The sequence below is a fragment of the Myxococcales bacterium genome, from assembly GCA_016703425.1.
Classification (GTDB): domain Bacteria; phylum Myxococcota_A; class Polyangia; order Polyangiales; family Polyangiaceae; genus JADJCA01.
The window spans coordinates 213,051-228,628 of record JADJCA010000007.1 but is presented as its reverse complement, the minus strand read 5'-3'; the positions used below and the strand labels follow the sequence as shown (position 1 = coordinate 228,628).

Here is a 15,578-nt window from a genome sequence, read left to right as displayed (position 1 = left end):
GTTGGGAGGCTGGCTCCGTTAGCTGGATCGGCCACGACGGGGTTGGATCCGGGGCACAGGGCTTTTTCAGTCAGCCGCGGCTCACGCTTCGACGCGCGCCGTTCAGAGCTCGATGGTCTTCCACGAGCCGCCCTTCCACTTGAGCGTCATCGCGACCGCCGCGAGGGCGACGTACACGCAGGCGGCGAGCCAGATACCGACAAGTCCTAGCGCGAAGACGATGGCGAAGAGGTACGCGAGCGGCAGCAGCACGAAGAAGATCAAGATGAACTGCACCACGGCGACGAACTTTGGGTTGCCGGCGCCGAAGAGGGCTTCGCTGACGATCATGCCCACGGCCAAGATGGGCGTGACGACGCCCATGATGCGCATGGGGACCATGGTCGCGTCGCGAACGGCCGGCGAGTCGGTGATGAAGTCGACGATGTTCCCCGTGAAGAGCACGCCCTCCGCGAGTCCCACCACGCCGAAAACGACCAATCCGAGGCGAACGCTCGCCCAACCGAACCGCTCGGCGTCGGCCGGGCGTTTGGCGCCGAGCGCTTGGGCGACGAGCGTCGCCGTTGAGGTGCCGAAGGCGATGCACGCCGTGAAGGTGAGCTTGAGGACGCCGATGATGTTCGTCGTCGCCGCGCCATTGACGGCCTCGCCGGTGCCACCCACGGCGAGCTTGTCGAGCTTTCCGACGATGTCGAAGAAGCGCTGAAAGCCGAACATCATGACCGCAGTGGCGAGCGCCGCGGGGATCGACAGCTTGAGGATGCTCGCCATGAGGGTCTTCGAGACGGCGCTCGCGCGAAGGATCGGGAACTCGTCGCGCGCCACGAGCGTGAAGCCGATCATGATGAAGAGGCCAATCCACGTGGAGAGGAACGCGGCGAGACCTGCCCCGGCGGCGCCCATGCGCGGAGCCCCGAGGTTGCCGAAGATGAAGAGCCAACAAAAGAGCACGTTGAAGACGTTCATGACGACGGCCGCCCAGAAGTGAACGTGCGTGCGCCCGATGCCGTCGAAGAAGCCCTTCAGGCCGAAGGTCATCGCCATCGAGAAAATGCCGAGCAGGCGCCAGCGCGCGTAGCCGACGGCGATGCCGAGGGCGTCGGGCGGGAGCTGTCGACCCAAGATGTGCGGCAAGACGAGGTACGCGAGGGCCGTGCTGATGGGCGCGGCGATGAGGCAGAAGAGGGCCGCGTTGGTGAGCACGGCGGCAGCGCCCTTGTGATCGCCCTCGGCGAGGCGGCGCGCCGTGAGCGCCTGCGTCCCGACGCTGATGGCGCTGATGGAGCCGCCAAAGAGCCAAACGAGAATGAGGCACGGCATCAGCGCCGCTTGGGCGTTCGAGTCCTCTGGCGCCGGGAGCATCCTAAAGAAGATGATGTCGATCTCGTTGACGACGCTCTGCGAGAGCATGGCCACGATGGTCGGCGCCGCGAGGCGCAAGATCGTCTTGTAGGGGTTCGCCGAAAAATCGACGGCCGCCGCACCCTTGGAACCGCTGGGGAGACTCGCCATCGACCCTCGGTGTTTACGCGGCCCACCGCAGATTGACAAGGTGGAGGCCGAGGGGGCCGCGAAAGCTCGCTCCGGGCCCGCCCGCGGCGGTATAAAGCGCGAGCATGAGGAATCCGTCACGCCTTCGCACGAGCACGCGGCGCTCCACGCTCGTTCCGCCGCTCGCGCTTCTGATTCCGCTCTGGGCGCCACTTCTGGGCGGATGCGGCGTGTTCGCCATGCAGCGCGACCACGAGGCGCTGACGGCGCGCATCGCCGAGGAAGAGCGAGCGACGGCGGCCCTCAAGAAGGATGTCGAAGGGTTGAAGGGGACCGTCGAGGGCGCCATCGCCCGCGTCGATCAGGCGCTCAAGGCCAACGCCGACCGAGGCGCCGACTTCATGACGGAACGCGCGCGCCTCAACACCATCGCCGGCCGGCTCGACGAGACCAGCCACGCCGTCGACGAGGTGAAGAAGGAGGTCGCCACGACGCGCGCCGAGCAGAACGCCCGCCTCGACGAGCTCAAACGGAACCAGGAAGCGCACGGCGCGAAGACGCCGCCGGTAGCCATTCCCGAATCGCAGACGGCGCACCACGCGGCGCTTCAGGCGGCGTACGACAAGAAGGAGTTCAACCTCCTCCGCAGCTTGGGGCGCGAATACGTGAACCGCTACCCCAACGATGAGAAGGCCGACGACGTCCTCTTCCTCATGGGCGACGCCGACGTGAAAGAAGGACGAGGCGCGTCGGCGCTCGGCGAGTTTAACCGCGTCCTCCGTTTTCAACCTCCGTCGAACGTCCTTGGCAAGACGCTGCTCGGCATGGGCGAGGCGTATTTGCTCCTCAAGGACTGCCCCAACGCTCGCCTCGCGTACCAAGCCGCCGCGGCGCGCTTTGCGAAACAGCCCGATGGCGTCCTCGCCAAGAAGAAGCTCGAAGAGCTCGACAAGCCGGCTGCCGGTACCTGCGACGCGCGGTAGGCACGCCGTGGCGATGGGCCGCCGACCCCCGCGCTAAAGTTGGCCGTTTTCGGCGCCGTCCGTAGCGTCGGCCCATGGTCTCGGAGAGCATCCAAGCGCGCGAGTCGCTCACCCATGAGCAAGGCCCCACAATCGACGACGCGAAAGCGGCGAGCGCGACGGGCGCGGCGAGCGACGGCGCCCTGGAGGCGGCGGCGCCAGCCACCGCGGCGTCCGTGCCGGCCGCGCCGGACTCGAAACGAGGCTTCTCCGCCGCGACCGACGAAGGGTTCCCCGTGCCGTCGGTCTTTGGCGGCCGGCTCCTGCTCCTCAAGCTCATCGCGCGCGGCGGAATGGGGGACGTCTACCTCGCCGCCACGACCGGCATCGAGGGCGCGGAGCGGCCCGTCATCGTCAAGACCGTGCGTCGCGACCACATCCACGACGGCTCGTTCCTCGCGCGCTTCCTCGACGAGGCCCGCGTTCAATCGCAGCTTCATCACCCGGGCATCGCGCAGGTCATCGAGGCGTCGACCGACGAGAGCGGCGAGCCCTTTGTCGTCGTCGAGTACGTCGAGGGTCGCTCCCTCGCCGACGTGCGGCAACGAGCCATCCAGCTCGGCGCCCGCATCAACTGGCCCGAAGCCGTGGCCATGTGCATCGAGATGGCGCAGGCGCTGGCTCACGTTCACGAGCGCGCTGGCTCCGACGGAACGCCGCTCGGCATCGTGCACCGCGACCTCAGTCCTCAGAACGTCATGATTGGCTACGCCGGTGAGGTGAAGCTCATCGACTTTGGCACCGCTCGCGGCCACAACCGGCGCTGCCACACGGTGGCCGGCGTCGTCTTCGCGAAGCCGGGCTACGTCGCGCCGGAAGTCGCGCGGCAGCAGGTCGGCGATGGCCGCATCGACGTCTACGCCCTCGGCATCATGCTCTGGGAGCTGTGCGCGGGCCGCCGCTTCTTGACCGGCGATCCGCAGAAGCACCTCGAGGACGCAGCCGCCGGCAAGGTCCGCGTCCCGGCCATCGCCGCCGAAATCGGCGCACCGGCACTCCTCGACGAAGTCATCGAGAAGCTCACCGCCAACGATCCCGACGGGCGTTATCCGAGCGCGTCGAGAGCCACGGCGGACCTTGGACGCATTCTTCAGGAGGCGAAGTCCAACAAGGGCGGCGAGCGCGGCGTGCGTGGTCGTGTCGCTTCGCTCATGAAGACCCTTTGGGCGCACGAGCCGCAGCGTTGCCGCGCCGAGTTCGCGCGCCTCCTCAAGGAAGCCCGTCCGCTCATCAAGGAGCGCATCACGCCAGTGCGCAGCGAGGTCGCCTCCAAAGTGGCCGACGCCATGAACGACGACGCGCCGCTCGCGGGGACGCCGTACCGAGTCCTCTCGAAGATCGGCGAAGGCGCCAGCGGGGCCGTCTACGAGGCCGAACACGTGGAGCTGGGGCGTGCCGTCGCACTCAAGGTGCTCTCGCCGGAGCACGGCTCCGCCAAGGACGCCGTCGATCGGTTTCGTCGCGAGGCGCGCGCCATCGCGGGGCTGTCGCACCCGAACCTCTGCGTCCTCTACGATTTCGGGCGAGCCCTCGACGGCCGCGTCTTCTTGGCGATGGAACTCCTGAAGGGGCAGAGTCTCGACCAATACCTGCGCTCCGCTCGCGGTATGGATTGGCGGGAGGCCGTCGCCATCGCCATCGAGGTGACGCGTGCGCTGGAAGCGGCCCACTCGGCGGGCGTCGTGCACCGCGATCTCAAGCCTGCCAACCTCTTCCTCTTGAAGACCGGCGGGCTCAAGCTCGTCGACTTCGGCGTGGCCATGGCGCTCTCCGACGTCGCCGCGCAAGGCGACGAGCAGCGGCAACGCGGCTTCGCGATCTTCGGAACACCCGAGTACATGGCGCCCGAGCAGGTCGCCGGCGAGCCCGTCGACGGCCGTTGCGATCTCTACGCGCTCGGCTGCGTGCTCTACGAGTTGGTCACCGGCACGACGCCCTTCGACGGCCCGTCGAACGTCGTGGTGATGGGCAAACACCTCCGCGAGATCCCCGAGCCGCCGCGCGTTCGCGCGCCGCATCGCGCGATCCCCGAGGCGCTCGACTCGCTCATCGTGACGGCCCTGGCGAAGAAGCCCGAGAATCGGTTCGAGAACGCCGCCGCGATGCGCGAAGCGCTCGAAGCGTCGCTCGTCGTGCCGGAGCCCGCGCCGCGCCCACGTCGGAGCAAGCTGATGAGCGCCGCCATCGTCTGCGCGCTCGCGTGTTCGGGCTACGTCGGCCTCAAGCTGGCTCCCGCGGTAGAGGCGCGTTTCGTCGACGTGCCTCCGGCGACGGCGGACATGCCGACGGGCGAGACCACGGTCACCAACGCCGCTGTGGCGGCGACTCCTGCGGCGATTGCTGTCGCGCCCGGCGAGGCGCCTGCCGCGCCCGTCGTCGAAGCGGTCCCGCCGACGGAGAACGAGGCGACCGTGTCGGTTCCGACCGTCGCCGCCGCGACCGAAGCCAAGGGCTCGGCCGAGTCCAAAGCGGAAAAGGCGGACACCAAGAGCGCGAAGGCGGAGAAGGCCGAGAGCCGCCCCCACGACAACCGCGCGCTCGACCTCAAGCGACTGACCGAGGCCCGTGCGCAAGCGAAGGCGAAGCCCGGCGACGCGCAAGCGATGAAGAAGTGGGCCACGGCGGCCTACGCGGCCGGCGACTACCGCGAGTCGCGTCACGCGACGGAGGCGTGGGCCCTGCGCGAGCGCTCACCGGAGCCGCGGCTCTTCTTGGCGCGGGTCTTGGACACCTTGGGCAAGCGCGCCGAGGCGCGGAGCGTGCTGCAAGAGGTGCTCGAGCTTCACCCCGATCTCGCCGAGGCGCGCAAGATGGTTGGCAAGATGGGCAGCCCCATGGCGACGCCCGACGCGCCCACCACGCGGCCGAAGGTCGCGCGGAAGTAGGCCACAAACGACCCCACGCTCGCCGCGCTATCATCGCGCGGTGACGAGGTCGCGCGCGCTCCCGTGGCTCCTTATGCTGGCCTTCGCGGCCTGCTATTCGGCGCCCGAGCGGGCGCCGGCGGACGACGCCCCGAGTCCGCTCCCCGCGCGCGTGTGGCGCCTCTCGAACCACGAGCTCGCCGGCGTCGCGAGGGCGCTCGCTCCCGACGTCGCCGTGACGTTGCCGAGCGAGCCCAACGTGGACGGGTACGACAACCAAGACGAGGCGCTCGTCGTGACGGGGCCGAAGCTCGACGCGCTCGTCGAGCTCGCCGACGCCGTGGCCCCGGCGCTCGCGCGAGGCTTCGTGTGCGCCGCCTCCGAGCCTCGCGAGCGGTGCATCTCCGTGTTCGCCGAGCGCCTCGCGCTCCGTCTCTACGGGCGATGGCTCTCGACCGACGAGCGTTCGCGATTCGCGTTGCTCGACGTTTCGACACAGGCCGCTGCGAGCGCCCCCTTCGATGGCCCGAGGGTCGTGGCGAACGCCATGTTTCCGTCGCCGCATACGCTTTACCGCACGGAGCTCGGGCCCGAGGTCGCGCCACCAAGCCCGGACGCCGTCGACCCCTCGACCTCGCTGGTGCGGCTCGAGCCGCACGAGCTCGCCAGCGCCATCTCGTTTCTCTTCACGGGCGCGCGGCCCACGGCTGAACTCCTGGCCGCCGCCGAGCGCGGAGAGCTCGACGGTTCGCGAGGGCGCGAGCGCGCGGCCCGTGACCTCTTGGCGACAGCCGACGGGCGGCGCGAGGTCGAGCGCCTCGTGCGCGCGTGGCTCGGCGTCGCCGATCTCTCCGAGCTCTACAAGCTTCCCGAGGCGCACCCGGCGTTTTCGATGGCGCTCCGCGACGACATGGACCGCGAGCTGTCGCGCTTCATCGACGCCACCATCCACGGCGGCGATGGAACCTTGCGTGCCCTCTTCGCCACGCCGCGCGCGTTCCCGACGGCGATCCTCGGCGCTGTCTACGGCGCCGACCTCCTCGCGCCGCCCGACGCCGCCGCAGGCACGCCCACCGATCCGACGTTTCGCCGAGGCATCGTCTCGCTTGCGGGCTTTCTCGCCGTTCACGCGACGGCCGACGCAACCAATCCCGTCGACCGAGGCCTCGTGGTGCGCGCGCGCATGCTTTGTGACGACTTCGCGGCGCCGCCCATCGCCGCGCAGATGCTGACCGTTGATCCGCTCGACGCCGCGAAGACCACGCGCGAGAAGTTCGAAGTGCATGGGAAAGATCCCGCGTGCGCCGGTTGCCACGCGGCCATCGACGCGGCCGGCTTCGGTCTCGAGGGCTACGACAGCATAGGCCGCCGCCGTGAGCGGGAGCACGGCCGCCCTGTTGATACGAGCGGCGAGCTCATCGGCACCGACGTCGCGGGGCCGTTCCGTGGCGCCGGTGAGCTCGGGCAGAAGCTCGCCGAGAGCAACGACGTGCGTCGGTGTTTTGCCCGGCAGGTGTACCGCTTTGCATCCGGGAGGCGCGAGGCAAGGAGCGCCGACGTTCGCGACCTCGCCGAGGGGCTCGCCGCGGGACGAGCGACGGACGCGCTCGTTCGCTACGTGGCGCGCGACTCGTTCGTGTGGCGGAGGCCTCAGCCATGACGAGCCGCCGCAATGTTCTAAAGCTCCTCGCCGCCGGAGGGCTCCTGCCGCTCGTGGCGTCGCACACGCGCACGCTGCGCGCCGATACGCCAACGCCGACACGGCTCGTGCTCCTCATGCAGGGCAACGGGACCAGTCAGAAGGCCTTCTGGCCCGACGCGTCGATGACGTCGTCGATCTTGGAGCCGATCCTGTCGGTGCCGCGGCTGCGAGAGCGAACGACGATCGTTCGCGGCCTTGAGAACACGGCCGGCGGCGCGGGCAACGGCCACGATCAAGGCTTCGCGGGGCTCTACAGCGGGGTTCGAAGCGAGGGCGCCTTCGACGACCCTTGGGGCATGGGGCCGTCGCTCGATCAGATGGTCCGCGGTGTCCTCCAGCCGACGGTGCCGTTTCCAACGCTCAACGCCGGGGTGCTCGCCTCGGATATTCCGCCGCTCAAGGCGCATCGCCGGTCCTTTTCGTACCAGGGAGCGCGGCGCCAGATTCCTACGTCTACCGATCCGGTCCGGCTCTATGCGCAGCTCTTCGGCGCCTCCGTCGAGGGCCCGGAGCGCGCGCTGGCCAAGCTCGCCGAGGATCGCTCGGTGCTCGACTACGCGGCCAGAGACCTGTCGTCGCTCTCAAAGCGCCTCTCGCGCGCCGAGCGCGAGAAGCTTGAGATTCACGCTACGAGCGTTCGCGAGCTTGAGCGACGTCTCTCGGTGATGGCGGCGAGGCCTGCCGCGCAAGGCCGGTGCGCTCCGGCGAAGCCTCAGGCCTTGGGCCAGCGGGAGGCCGACGTCCCCGCGCTCATGGACACGATGTTCGAGCTCGCCGCCGTGGCGCTCGGCTGCGGCCTCACGCAGGTCCTGACGTTTCCGATGGGGTATTCGGGGACGAAGTGGCGCTTCGATTGGCTCGGCATCGGGCAGGACTTTCACGACCAGCTCGCGCATCGTGACGACGGCGGCGGCGACGTCACGGCGCTGCTCGTCCGCGTGAACCGTTGGTATGCCGGTCACGTCGCGCGCTTCGCTCAAATGCTCGACTCGTTCCCCGAAGGGCAGGGGACCATGCTCGACCACACGCTCATCGTGTGGGGCAACGAGCTGGCGACGGGGCCGCACGGCCTCAAGGACATCCCCGTCGTTCTCTTGGGGGGCGCCTCGGGGCGCCTCCTGCCGGGACCGCGCCTCGTGAGCGAGGGGCCGCAGACGTATCATCGCCTCGGCTGTTCGCTGCTGCGCGTGATGGGCATCGACGCTCAGGGCTTCGGAGAGGAGCGCGACTGTGGCCCGGTGCGGGGGCTCTTCTTGGGATCGTAGAAGAACTTCGCCGGGCGGCCCGCAGCCGCTTCCGGCTACTGCGCGAAGCAGACGTACTTGACGCTCGAGTACCAATCGATGCGCGTGCCGAAGATCGCGAACCCGCCGAGATCTCCGCTCTGCATCGCGCGGCCGCCGGTCAAGAGGTCCGTGTCGAGGCGCCAGTCGTGCGACCAGAAATGGTTGCTCTCGGTGAAGTGTCCTTCGTAGCGAGCGTAGGTCTTCGTTCCTTGCGGCGTGTACGCCTTGTCGCGGGGAGCGATGCGCGCGCCGGCAGACTTCGAGAAGGACTTGGTCTTGTTCCAGGTCACGCGCGACCCCGAGACACGAAGGAAGTACACCGGCTCGGCCCCGCCCGGCTGGTTGGCCAGCACGGAGCACCGAAATACGTGGCTCGCGCGAAGTTCGTCGGCGCTCTCCTCGGTGACGTCATCGGCGTCGGACGAAGGCGAAGCCTCGGAGCAGCCAAGGGACAAGACGGTGAGGGCGCAAGCGAGGCCAACTCGAAGAGGTTTCACGGCGGCGGTTCTAGCATCGTCTGCGATAGTCGCAACGCGTGGAGTTCCTCGCCCCGTTGCACGGCCGGTGACACGAGCGTACCGGTTTCGGCGAACGGCGCGTTCGCGTGGATCGATCGGCAGCCCCGTGGTCGCGGGCCGGGAAAGGTGCGGGTGCCGCGCACGGCCGTTGCGGTACGCCCGTTGCACCGCGGTCTTCATGCTCCACAGCGTCGTGGTCTCCAACGCTTCGGCTTGCCACGAATCGCGTCGATGGCGGCGCGTCGCGCGTCTCCTTGCGGCGACGTTGGCGGTGTTCGCGACGCCGTTCGCGACGCCGTTCGCGACGCTGTTCGCGACGCTGTTCGCGACCGCGGGCTGCTCAGCGCCAGCCGACCACTCTGCCCCGCCGGTCTCGGCGCAGCCCGACGCGGCCGCACCGTCTGCCGTGGATGCGGCGGCAGCCGCCGGTGCGCCGATTGATCTGTCGTCGGAGCTTGAGGCGCTGCGCAAGACCCACGGTCTTCCGGCGTTGGCGGGAGCCGCATACCGCGACGGTGCGCTCGTTGGCGCAGGAGCCGCGGGCGTCCGCAAGCTCGGCGATCCAACCGCCGTCACGTCGAGCGACGTGTGGCATCTCGGGTCTTGCACCAAGGCCATGACCGCCACGCTGGTCGGCCTCCTCGTGGAAGAGGGAAAGCTCGCGTGGACCGACAAGATCGCGACGCTCTTGCCCGACGCGGTTGTCGACCCGAGCTTCGCGTCCGCCACCGTCGAGATGTCGCTCCAGCACATCGCCGGCTTCGCGGAGGACATCCCCTCCGCGTTGTTCGACGACATGTGGGCCGCCGCGGAGCGCGCCGAGGCGCCGGAGGTCACGCGCAAGCGCGTCGTCTACGCCACGCTCGCCAAGCCTGCGGGCGTGCCCGTTGGAAGCTTCGCGTACTCCAACACGGGCTACATGGCCGCTGGGGTCGTCCTCGAGCGCGCCACGGGAAAATCTTGGGAGACGCTCATGAAGGAGCGCCTCTTCGCGCCGCTCGGCATGAATCGGTGTGGCTTCGGCCCTGCCGCAACGGCGCCGGCGACGGTGGACCAGCCGTGGGCGCATTTCGAAGAGGGCGGCAAGCTCATGCCCGTCGCGCCTGACGTCTATGGCGACAATCCCCGGTCCATGGGGCCGGCCGGCACGGTTCATTGTCCGCTCGAGGATTAGGCGAAGTTCTTGAACGCGCACCTCGAGGGACCCAAGGGCCGTTCGAAGCTCGCGTCGGCGGCGACGTTTCAACGGCTGCAAACCCCGCCGAAGGGCGGAACCTACGCCGCCGGATGGGATGTCGGCACGCGGCCGTGGGCCGGCGGCACCACGCTCAGTCATTCCGGCTCGAACACCATGAACCTCGTGACGACATGGATCGCGCCGGCCAAGGGGCTCGTGATGATGGTCGCGACGAACGCCGCCACGAGCGGCGCCGATGTCGCCGTCGACGCAGCCTTCGCCCCGATGGTCGAGCGCTTCGGGAACTAGAGGCCCCGCGCTGCCGACGGCGCGCCGTCACGGGTCGAGCGGTGGCCCGCCGTTGTGTCCAGGCGCGGGCGCGCCGGCCTCCAGGCGCCGCGTCCAATAGCGCACGGCGGGATCGATCTGCGTGCGCATGCCCGCCTCGTTGGCGGGCCCCGCGACCTCGCGCAGCGGAACGCGCAGCTCGCGGTAGCCGGGGAGCGTGCGAATGTTCACCTGCTGCGGATCGATCACGAGGTGCCAAGACTCGTTGTCGTTACGCGGCGCGCCGGGCGAAGGATCGTAGACGCGGCGACCGTCGATGAGCCTCCTAGGAACGTGCATTCGTATCAAGACGATCTCGTCGGCGCCGGCGCGCCGCGGGCCCGCAGGATTGATGCCGTAGTGAAGCGCGTCGGCGGCGGAGCTGCTGGCCATCTGTCCGCGACTTCCGGGGTTCTGGTACGCAGGGTCCACCGGCTCGCCGCGCCGCACCTGGATGCCGCGGTAGAGCGTCACGTAGGGTTCGCGCGGCGTTGCCTGCTGTTCGGTGCACGTCGAGCAACTTCGCCCCGCCGCGCGCCGACGCGGCGGACCTCGCCAGGGACGAATGACACCCATGGCCATCGCCTGTCCGAGTACCTCGCCGCCGGCGCCGGGGAGCGCCGCTTCGCCGGCTGCCAGCGCCGCCTCGCCTTGGCGCTCCATCAGGTAGGCAGGACCCTCACTGCGGATGAAGTTGAACTGAGCCTCGGGACTCAGATCATCGAACGAACCGAAACCCATCGACTCGTAATACGACCGGAAGTCGCCGGCCTCGAACTCGCCGGACGCCGTGAGGTGCGGTGGGAGCATGGTCTGCTGATCGATGTCGAGCATGAGTTGCTCGTTCTCGAGCCGCTGCCGGACCGCGCCGACCGCGTCACTTGTGTCGCCGCTTGCATCGATGCTGCGGATGGTCTCGCGCAGCTCCGCACGTCGCGCGTCGAAGGGTTCGAGGGCCACGCGCCTTGCTGCGGCGCCGGCGTCGGAGGTAGCCCAGGGACTTTGTGGTGATCCTGCGGTCACGCCCCGGCAGCTGCAGCGGACGTGCCGGGCCGACGCGTCGCGACCTCGCTACGAAAGCCTTACGAAAGGGGGGACGCTCTGCGCGAGCATCGCGGCAAGCGGCCGACGCGCCGCGGGCAAGGTGTTGCCATTGGGCGCGTGCTCCCGGCGAGCGCCGCTCCGCCCCGCTGGCCGGCGCGGGCTCGGCGTCAAAGGGCGACGAGCGAGTGCTTCACCGAGATCACGTTCGTCTGCGTGCGCGGCGGCGTCGTGCTCGGATCCTTGATGGTCATGCTCGTCTTCGTGTCGCCATCGACCTTCGACGTGATGCCGGAGAAGCGCACCGACATCTTCGTCTTGGTCTTGCCGTCGAGCTGCATCGTGACGCCCGGCGGCGCGCGCGGATCGGGCACCTTCTGAGGCGGCGCGGAGCGCACGCCATCGATGCTGATCTCGGCGGTCTTGTCGGTGCGCGCCGTCAGCGTGAACGTGGACGTCTGGGTGCCTTCGCGCGACGCTCCACCGCCGAGGGACCACTTCGCGCCGACACCGATGGGCTCCTCTGGGAGCGGCGCAAAGAGGAGCTCCACGAGCGGACCGATGAGCTCTTGCAGCTCGGGCGGCGCGCCTTTGCCGCCGATCGCGACCTCGCTCAAGGTGCCGCGCGGGCTCGCTGTGAATGCGCCGCCGACGCGCATCATCGCCGTCTCCGCCGCCTTGAGCTCCTGCACGGCCTCCGGTGGGACGGCCATGCCGCCGGTGACGATCTCGGCCTTCGTCACTTGGAGGGCGAACTTCACGGCGCCGTTCGGCGCCTTGGGCCCGGGCGTGAGCTTGAGGGTCAACTTGAGCGGCGGCTGCTGGTCGGAGCCTGGCGGTCCCCCTTGCGCGGACATGCGCACCGTCGCCACAGTGGACTGCGGCGTCTCCGTCGCGAAGTCGTAGCGCGCGGCCGTGCGGGGTTCGGCGCCCGGCTCTAGCAGCTTGATGGCCGGCCCCGCCCCCGGTGCCGGCGCTGTGGCGGCCGTTGCCGTGGCGGCTCCGCCGTCCGCTGTCCCGATCGCGGTCGCCGCGACATCGACAGGGGCGGTGGCCGGCGCGGCGCCTCCGGCGTCGACGTTCTGGGTCTTCACGAAGTCGTCGAAGTCGGCGAACCTCGGCGTCGCTTTCGCCGACGTCGCGGGCGCGGGGGCGGGTTTCGGTTGCTCCTTGCATGAGGCGAGCAACAGCAAGGCGACGACGGGCCACGACGAAAGCGAACGCATGGGGCGGGACTCTTCCCGCGATTGGCGCCGGCGGCAACCCAGCTTTTTGGATTCACCCTACGGCGACGGCACCACCCGCTTCATGGCGAAAGGCCTGCGCACGTCTTGTGCAGTCACGACGCGAGCGACGCACAGCTCGGTGATGTCGGTGCCGTTGCTCCCTCGTGCGGCCCCCAAGACGAAGTACAGCTCGCCCTCCTCGGGCGACGTTTGCTGGGCACTTCGAAACCCGAAGCTCACGGAGAACGCAGCGTTGTCTGGCAAAAGCGACATCGTGCCCGTCTCGTCTTTGCAGCCGGGGGCCGAGCAGCTCCGTGTGAGCGTCCTCGTGTAGGTGGCCTCTCGCGGGCCCGTGGCCGGCGCGGCTTGGGAGACTACGAGCCGCTCCATCTCGTCGGCCTTCTTGGTGCCGCGGCGCACGAAGGTCCCCTCGATGCCTCGGAAGTCCTCCGTGCCGGCTCCGCTGCAAAGGCTTCGTAGCGAGAGGGCCTCTTCATCCTCGGAGGTTTCGGTGGTCGAGGACTCTGAGCCGCATGCGGTCATCGCGAGTCCAAGAAGCAGCGTGGTCAGGATGCGCATGAGGCGTCTAGCAGCGAATTCCGTGCCTCCGCTCGTGCCGAGAAATGCCGCTGCTCCCGGGGCGCCCCCGCCAGGTGAGTGGCGGCGCGGTGGATCAAGGCCCCGGGAAGGGCTACGGCGGGCGTCGACAAACACCACATGTCTTCAACAGCAGCGTGCCTCGCTCGCGGGCTTGTGTCAGAGCCAACCCGTGCGGCTGGACGCGATCATTCTAGCGGCCCTGTTGCTGCTGCCGTTGGCGTGCTCATCGCCCACCGCGCCCGCGCCTGCGGCCGCTTGCAACGGCGACTCGTGTCGCGGGGCCTCCGATTGCCCGGTGGGCTTCGTTCGCGACGTCGCCACCGGCTCGTGCGCCGATACGCTCCCCAAAGAAGACTGCCCCGCAGGCTCGGCTCCGTTTCTGGGCGCCGACGGCTGCACCCCCGTTGGATGGACGGCGTGTGACGCGCCCTTTGAGAAGGATCCGAGCGGTTGGGGCTGCCGCGTGGCGGTTCCGCCGTCTGCGTGCCCGCCCGGCACGAGGGCGACGCTCGGCTCCACCTCGTGCGTACCGATCGACGATTGCACCCGCCCTTTTCCACCTCCGGAAGCGACGCTCTTCGTCGACGCGAGCTTCGCGACCACGGACGCAAAGCACACGCGCTCCATCTTCACCGCGGTGCAGCGCGCCAAGGCGGGCGACGTCATCGCCATCCACCCAGGGACCTACGTCGAGGATGTGGACGTCGATCGGTCGGACATTCAGCTCGTCGGCAAGTGCGCCCGCGACGTCGTCATCGAAAATCCCGGTGATGGTCGCGCCGGCATCTTGGTGGCGGACGGGGCCAAGAAGGTCTTCATCAAGGGCGTGACCCTGCGTGGCCACAAGGGCGGCGTGTTGGTCAAAGGCGGCGCGGAGGCCACGCTCGAGGACTCGCAGATCTTGGACAGTCGTTGGATGGGCGCCTACGCGGCCGAGAAGGGGTCCCGGCTCCGCGTCGCGCGCACGCGTATCGACGGCGTCGTCCCTGACGAGGCCACGGGCAAGTTTGGTTGGGGTGCCGCGGCTCAGGTCGGCGGCCGGCTCGAGCTCGAGGACGTGTCCGTGGAAGGCGCGACCGGCACAGGCGTCGTCATCGGCGGGCAGGGCACGACCGGCACGCTCAACAGCGTGGTCGTCACGCGCGTGCACAACGACGGCTTCGCCACGCTGGTTGCCGTCGTCGACCATGGGAACGCTGAGATCGATGGCGCTCTCCTCGATGGCGGCGAGCGCGTCAGCTTCATGGTGTCGGGCGGCACCGCCGCAGCGCGGCGACTGATCGTTCGAGACACGCGCGCCGTCGACAAGGTTGGGCGTGGGGTGCAGGTGTCGAAGGGCGGCCGCCTCGAACTCACGTCGAGTTCAATCGTTTCGACGGCCGGTGACGCGCAGCTCCTCGTGCTCGAGCCGTCTAGCTTCGTGCGTGCCACGGGGTTGTTGATTCACAACGGTGCGGCGGCTCCTGGCGTTCACGGCTTTCGCGTCGCAGGCGGCGCGTCGGCGGAGCTCTCGTCGACGGCCATCGTCAACGCTTCGCTCGCAGGCCTCGCGGTGCAAGACCCAGCGACGTTGGTGGCGGCCGAGCGGCTCCTGGTGACGGGGACCCGCAGGATAGGCACGGCGGGGCCAGCGAAGCGCGGCATCGGCATCGGCGTGAGCTTCGGCGGCTCGCTCAAGCTGACGGGCAGTGCGGCGACGAACAACGTCGGTGTTGGCATCCTCGTCTCGCAGGCCGACGAGTCGGGCGCCCTCGCGCGCGCGGAGGTCCGAAGCACCGTCGTGTTTCGCTCGCTCGGCGACGAGACGGGCCATTTCGGCCGAGGGCTCGAGCTTAGTCGCGGCGCCGTCGCGAGCGTTCGCGACTCGGTGGTCGCCGAGAACAACGAGACGTCGGTGGTCGTCGGCGTAGGCGCCGAGGTTACGATGGAGCGGAGCTTGGTGCGTGATACGCGCCGCGCCGCCGGCGACTTCGGCTTGGGCGTGGCGGCCTTGGAGGGCGGCGTGCTGCGGCTCGACGAGTGTTGGCTCACGGGCCACCCAGGCGCGGCCATCGCCGTTGCCGCCGCCAACGCATCGCTCACCAAATCGGTCGTCGCCCGCTCCGCCGTGGGCGTCCACGTGCAAGGCGGCGCCGAGCTGATCTCCACCGACTTCGTCCCGGCGAAGGCCGAGGGGTTCGCGTGCTTCGTCTCCAACGACACGCGCTTCGTCGACATCCAAACGCGCGTGGGCTCGGGGGTGATGGCACTCCCGAACCTCGGCGAGGCGGTCTCGCGCCCGGCGCCGAAGCTGTAACCGCTGCGCTCTACTTGCCGGCGAAGCG

The 15,578-nt window shown here is 69.3% G+C and carries 12 protein-coding genes; 7 read left to right on the top strand and 5 right to left on the bottom strand.

Annotated elements, in window-relative coordinates:
* Nucleotides 1-102 precede the first annotated feature (102 nt).
* Nucleotides 103-1,512 carry an MATE family efflux transporter gene (locus IPG50_12945; GenBank protein ID MBK6693091.1) on the bottom strand — a complete coding sequence of 470 codons (1,410 nt, stop codon included), beginning with the start codon at nt 1,510-1,512 and terminating at the stop codon, nt 103-105.
* A gap of 104 nt (nt 1,513-1,616) precedes the next feature.
* On the opposite strand from IPG50_12945, the gene IPG50_12940 reads away from it, so the two are divergent.
* The 4 genes from IPG50_12940 (at nt 1,617) to IPG50_12925 (ending at nt 8,344) form a co-directional block, all read left to right on the top strand.
* Entirely contained in the window at nt 1,617-2,474 is an 858-nt protein-coding gene (locus IPG50_12940) for a hypothetical protein (protein MBK6693090.1), read from the top strand.
* 74 nt (nt 2,475-2,548) lie between these two features.
* Nucleotides 2,549-5,398, top strand: coding sequence for a protein kinase (locus IPG50_12935; protein ID MBK6693089.1), 2,850 nt, complete (start codon nt 2,549-2,551; stop codon nt 5,396-5,398).
* Nucleotides 5,399-5,438: 40 nt separating this feature from the next.
* Complete coding sequence (locus IPG50_12930; protein MBK6693088.1) at nt 5,439-7,037, top strand: DUF1588 domain-containing protein; 1,599 nt, start codon at nt 5,439-5,441, stop codon at nt 7,035-7,037.
* A complete protein-coding gene (locus tag IPG50_12925) occupies nt 7,034-8,344 on the top strand; it encodes a DUF1552 domain-containing protein (GenBank protein MBK6693087.1) in 1,311 nt (436 codons plus the stop codon). The genes IPG50_12930 and IPG50_12925 overlap by 4 nt, the downstream gene beginning before the upstream one ends.
* Before the next feature lie 35 nt (nt 8,345-8,379).
* Here the strand turns inward: IPG50_12925 and IPG50_12920 are convergent, their stop codons facing one another.
* Nucleotides 8,380-8,862: a hypothetical protein gene (locus IPG50_12920; GenBank protein ID MBK6693086.1), complete on the bottom strand. Its 483-nt coding sequence runs from the start codon at nt 8,860-8,862 to the stop codon at nt 8,380-8,382.
* A 199-nt stretch (nt 8,863-9,061) separates the two neighbouring features.
* Here IPG50_12920 and IPG50_12915 point away from each other — a divergent pair, with 199 nt between their 5' ends.
* Nucleotides 9,062-10,057, top strand: coding sequence for a beta-lactamase family protein (locus IPG50_12915; protein MBK6693085.1), 996 nt, complete (start codon nt 9,062-9,064; stop codon nt 10,055-10,057).
* Between the two features lie 9 nt (nt 10,058-10,066).
* Entirely contained in the window at nt 10,067-10,369 is a 303-nt protein-coding gene (locus IPG50_12910) for a serine hydrolase (GenBank protein ID MBK6693084.1), read from the top strand.
* A 27-nt stretch (nt 10,370-10,396) separates the two neighbouring features.
* On the opposite strand, the gene IPG50_12905 is transcribed toward IPG50_12910, so the two are convergent.
* The 3 genes from IPG50_12905 to IPG50_12895 form a co-directional block, all read right to left on the bottom strand.
* Entirely contained in the window at nt 10,397-11,410 is a 1,014-nt protein-coding gene (locus IPG50_12905; protein MBK6693083.1) for a hypothetical protein, read from the bottom strand.
* A gap of 188 nt (nt 11,411-11,598) precedes the next feature.
* The gene (locus IPG50_12900) at nt 11,599-12,654 is read right to left on the bottom strand and encodes a hypothetical protein (protein ID MBK6693082.1); all 1,056 of its coding nucleotides are present in this window, start codon (nt 12,652-12,654) and stop codon (nt 11,599-11,601) included.
* A 57-nt stretch (nt 12,655-12,711) separates the two neighbouring features.
* Nucleotides 12,712-13,233, bottom strand: coding sequence for a hypothetical protein (locus IPG50_12895; GenBank protein MBK6693081.1), 522 nt, complete (start codon nt 13,231-13,233; stop codon nt 12,712-12,714).
* 190 nt (nt 13,234-13,423) lie between these two features.
* Here IPG50_12895 and IPG50_12890 point away from each other — a divergent pair, with 190 nt between their 5' ends.
* Complete coding sequence (locus IPG50_12890; protein MBK6693080.1) at nt 13,424-15,550, top strand: hypothetical protein; 2,127 nt, start codon at nt 13,424-13,426, stop codon at nt 15,548-15,550.
* Nucleotides 15,551-15,578 lie beyond the last annotated feature (28 nt).

Bases quoted from the DNA above. Each gene is read 5' to 3' on its own strand.
- IPG50_12945 (MBK6693091.1), bottom strand. From the start codon at position 1,512: ATGGCGAGTCTCCCCAGCGGTTCCAAGGGTGCGGCGGCCGTCGATTTT.
- IPG50_12940 (MBK6693090.1), top strand. From the start codon at position 1,617: ATGAGGAATCCGTCACGCCTTCGCACGAGCACGCGGCGCTCCACGCTC.
- IPG50_12935 (MBK6693089.1), top strand. From the start codon at position 2,549: ATGGTCTCGGAGAGCATCCAAGCGCGCGAGTCGCTCACCCATGAGCAA.
- IPG50_12925 (MBK6693087.1), top strand. From the start codon at position 7,034: ATGACGAGCCGCCGCAATGTTCTAAAGCTCCTCGCCGCCGGAGGGCTC.
- IPG50_12915 (MBK6693085.1), top strand. From the start codon at position 9,062: ATGCTCCACAGCGTCGTGGTCTCCAACGCTTCGGCTTGCCACGAATCG.
- IPG50_12900 (MBK6693082.1), bottom strand. From the start codon at position 12,654: ATGCGTTCGCTTTCGTCGTGGCCCGTCGTCGCCTTGCTGTTGCTCGCC.
- IPG50_12895 (MBK6693081.1), bottom strand. From the start codon at position 13,233: ATGCGCATCCTGACCACGCTGCTTCTTGGACTCGCGATGACCGCATGC.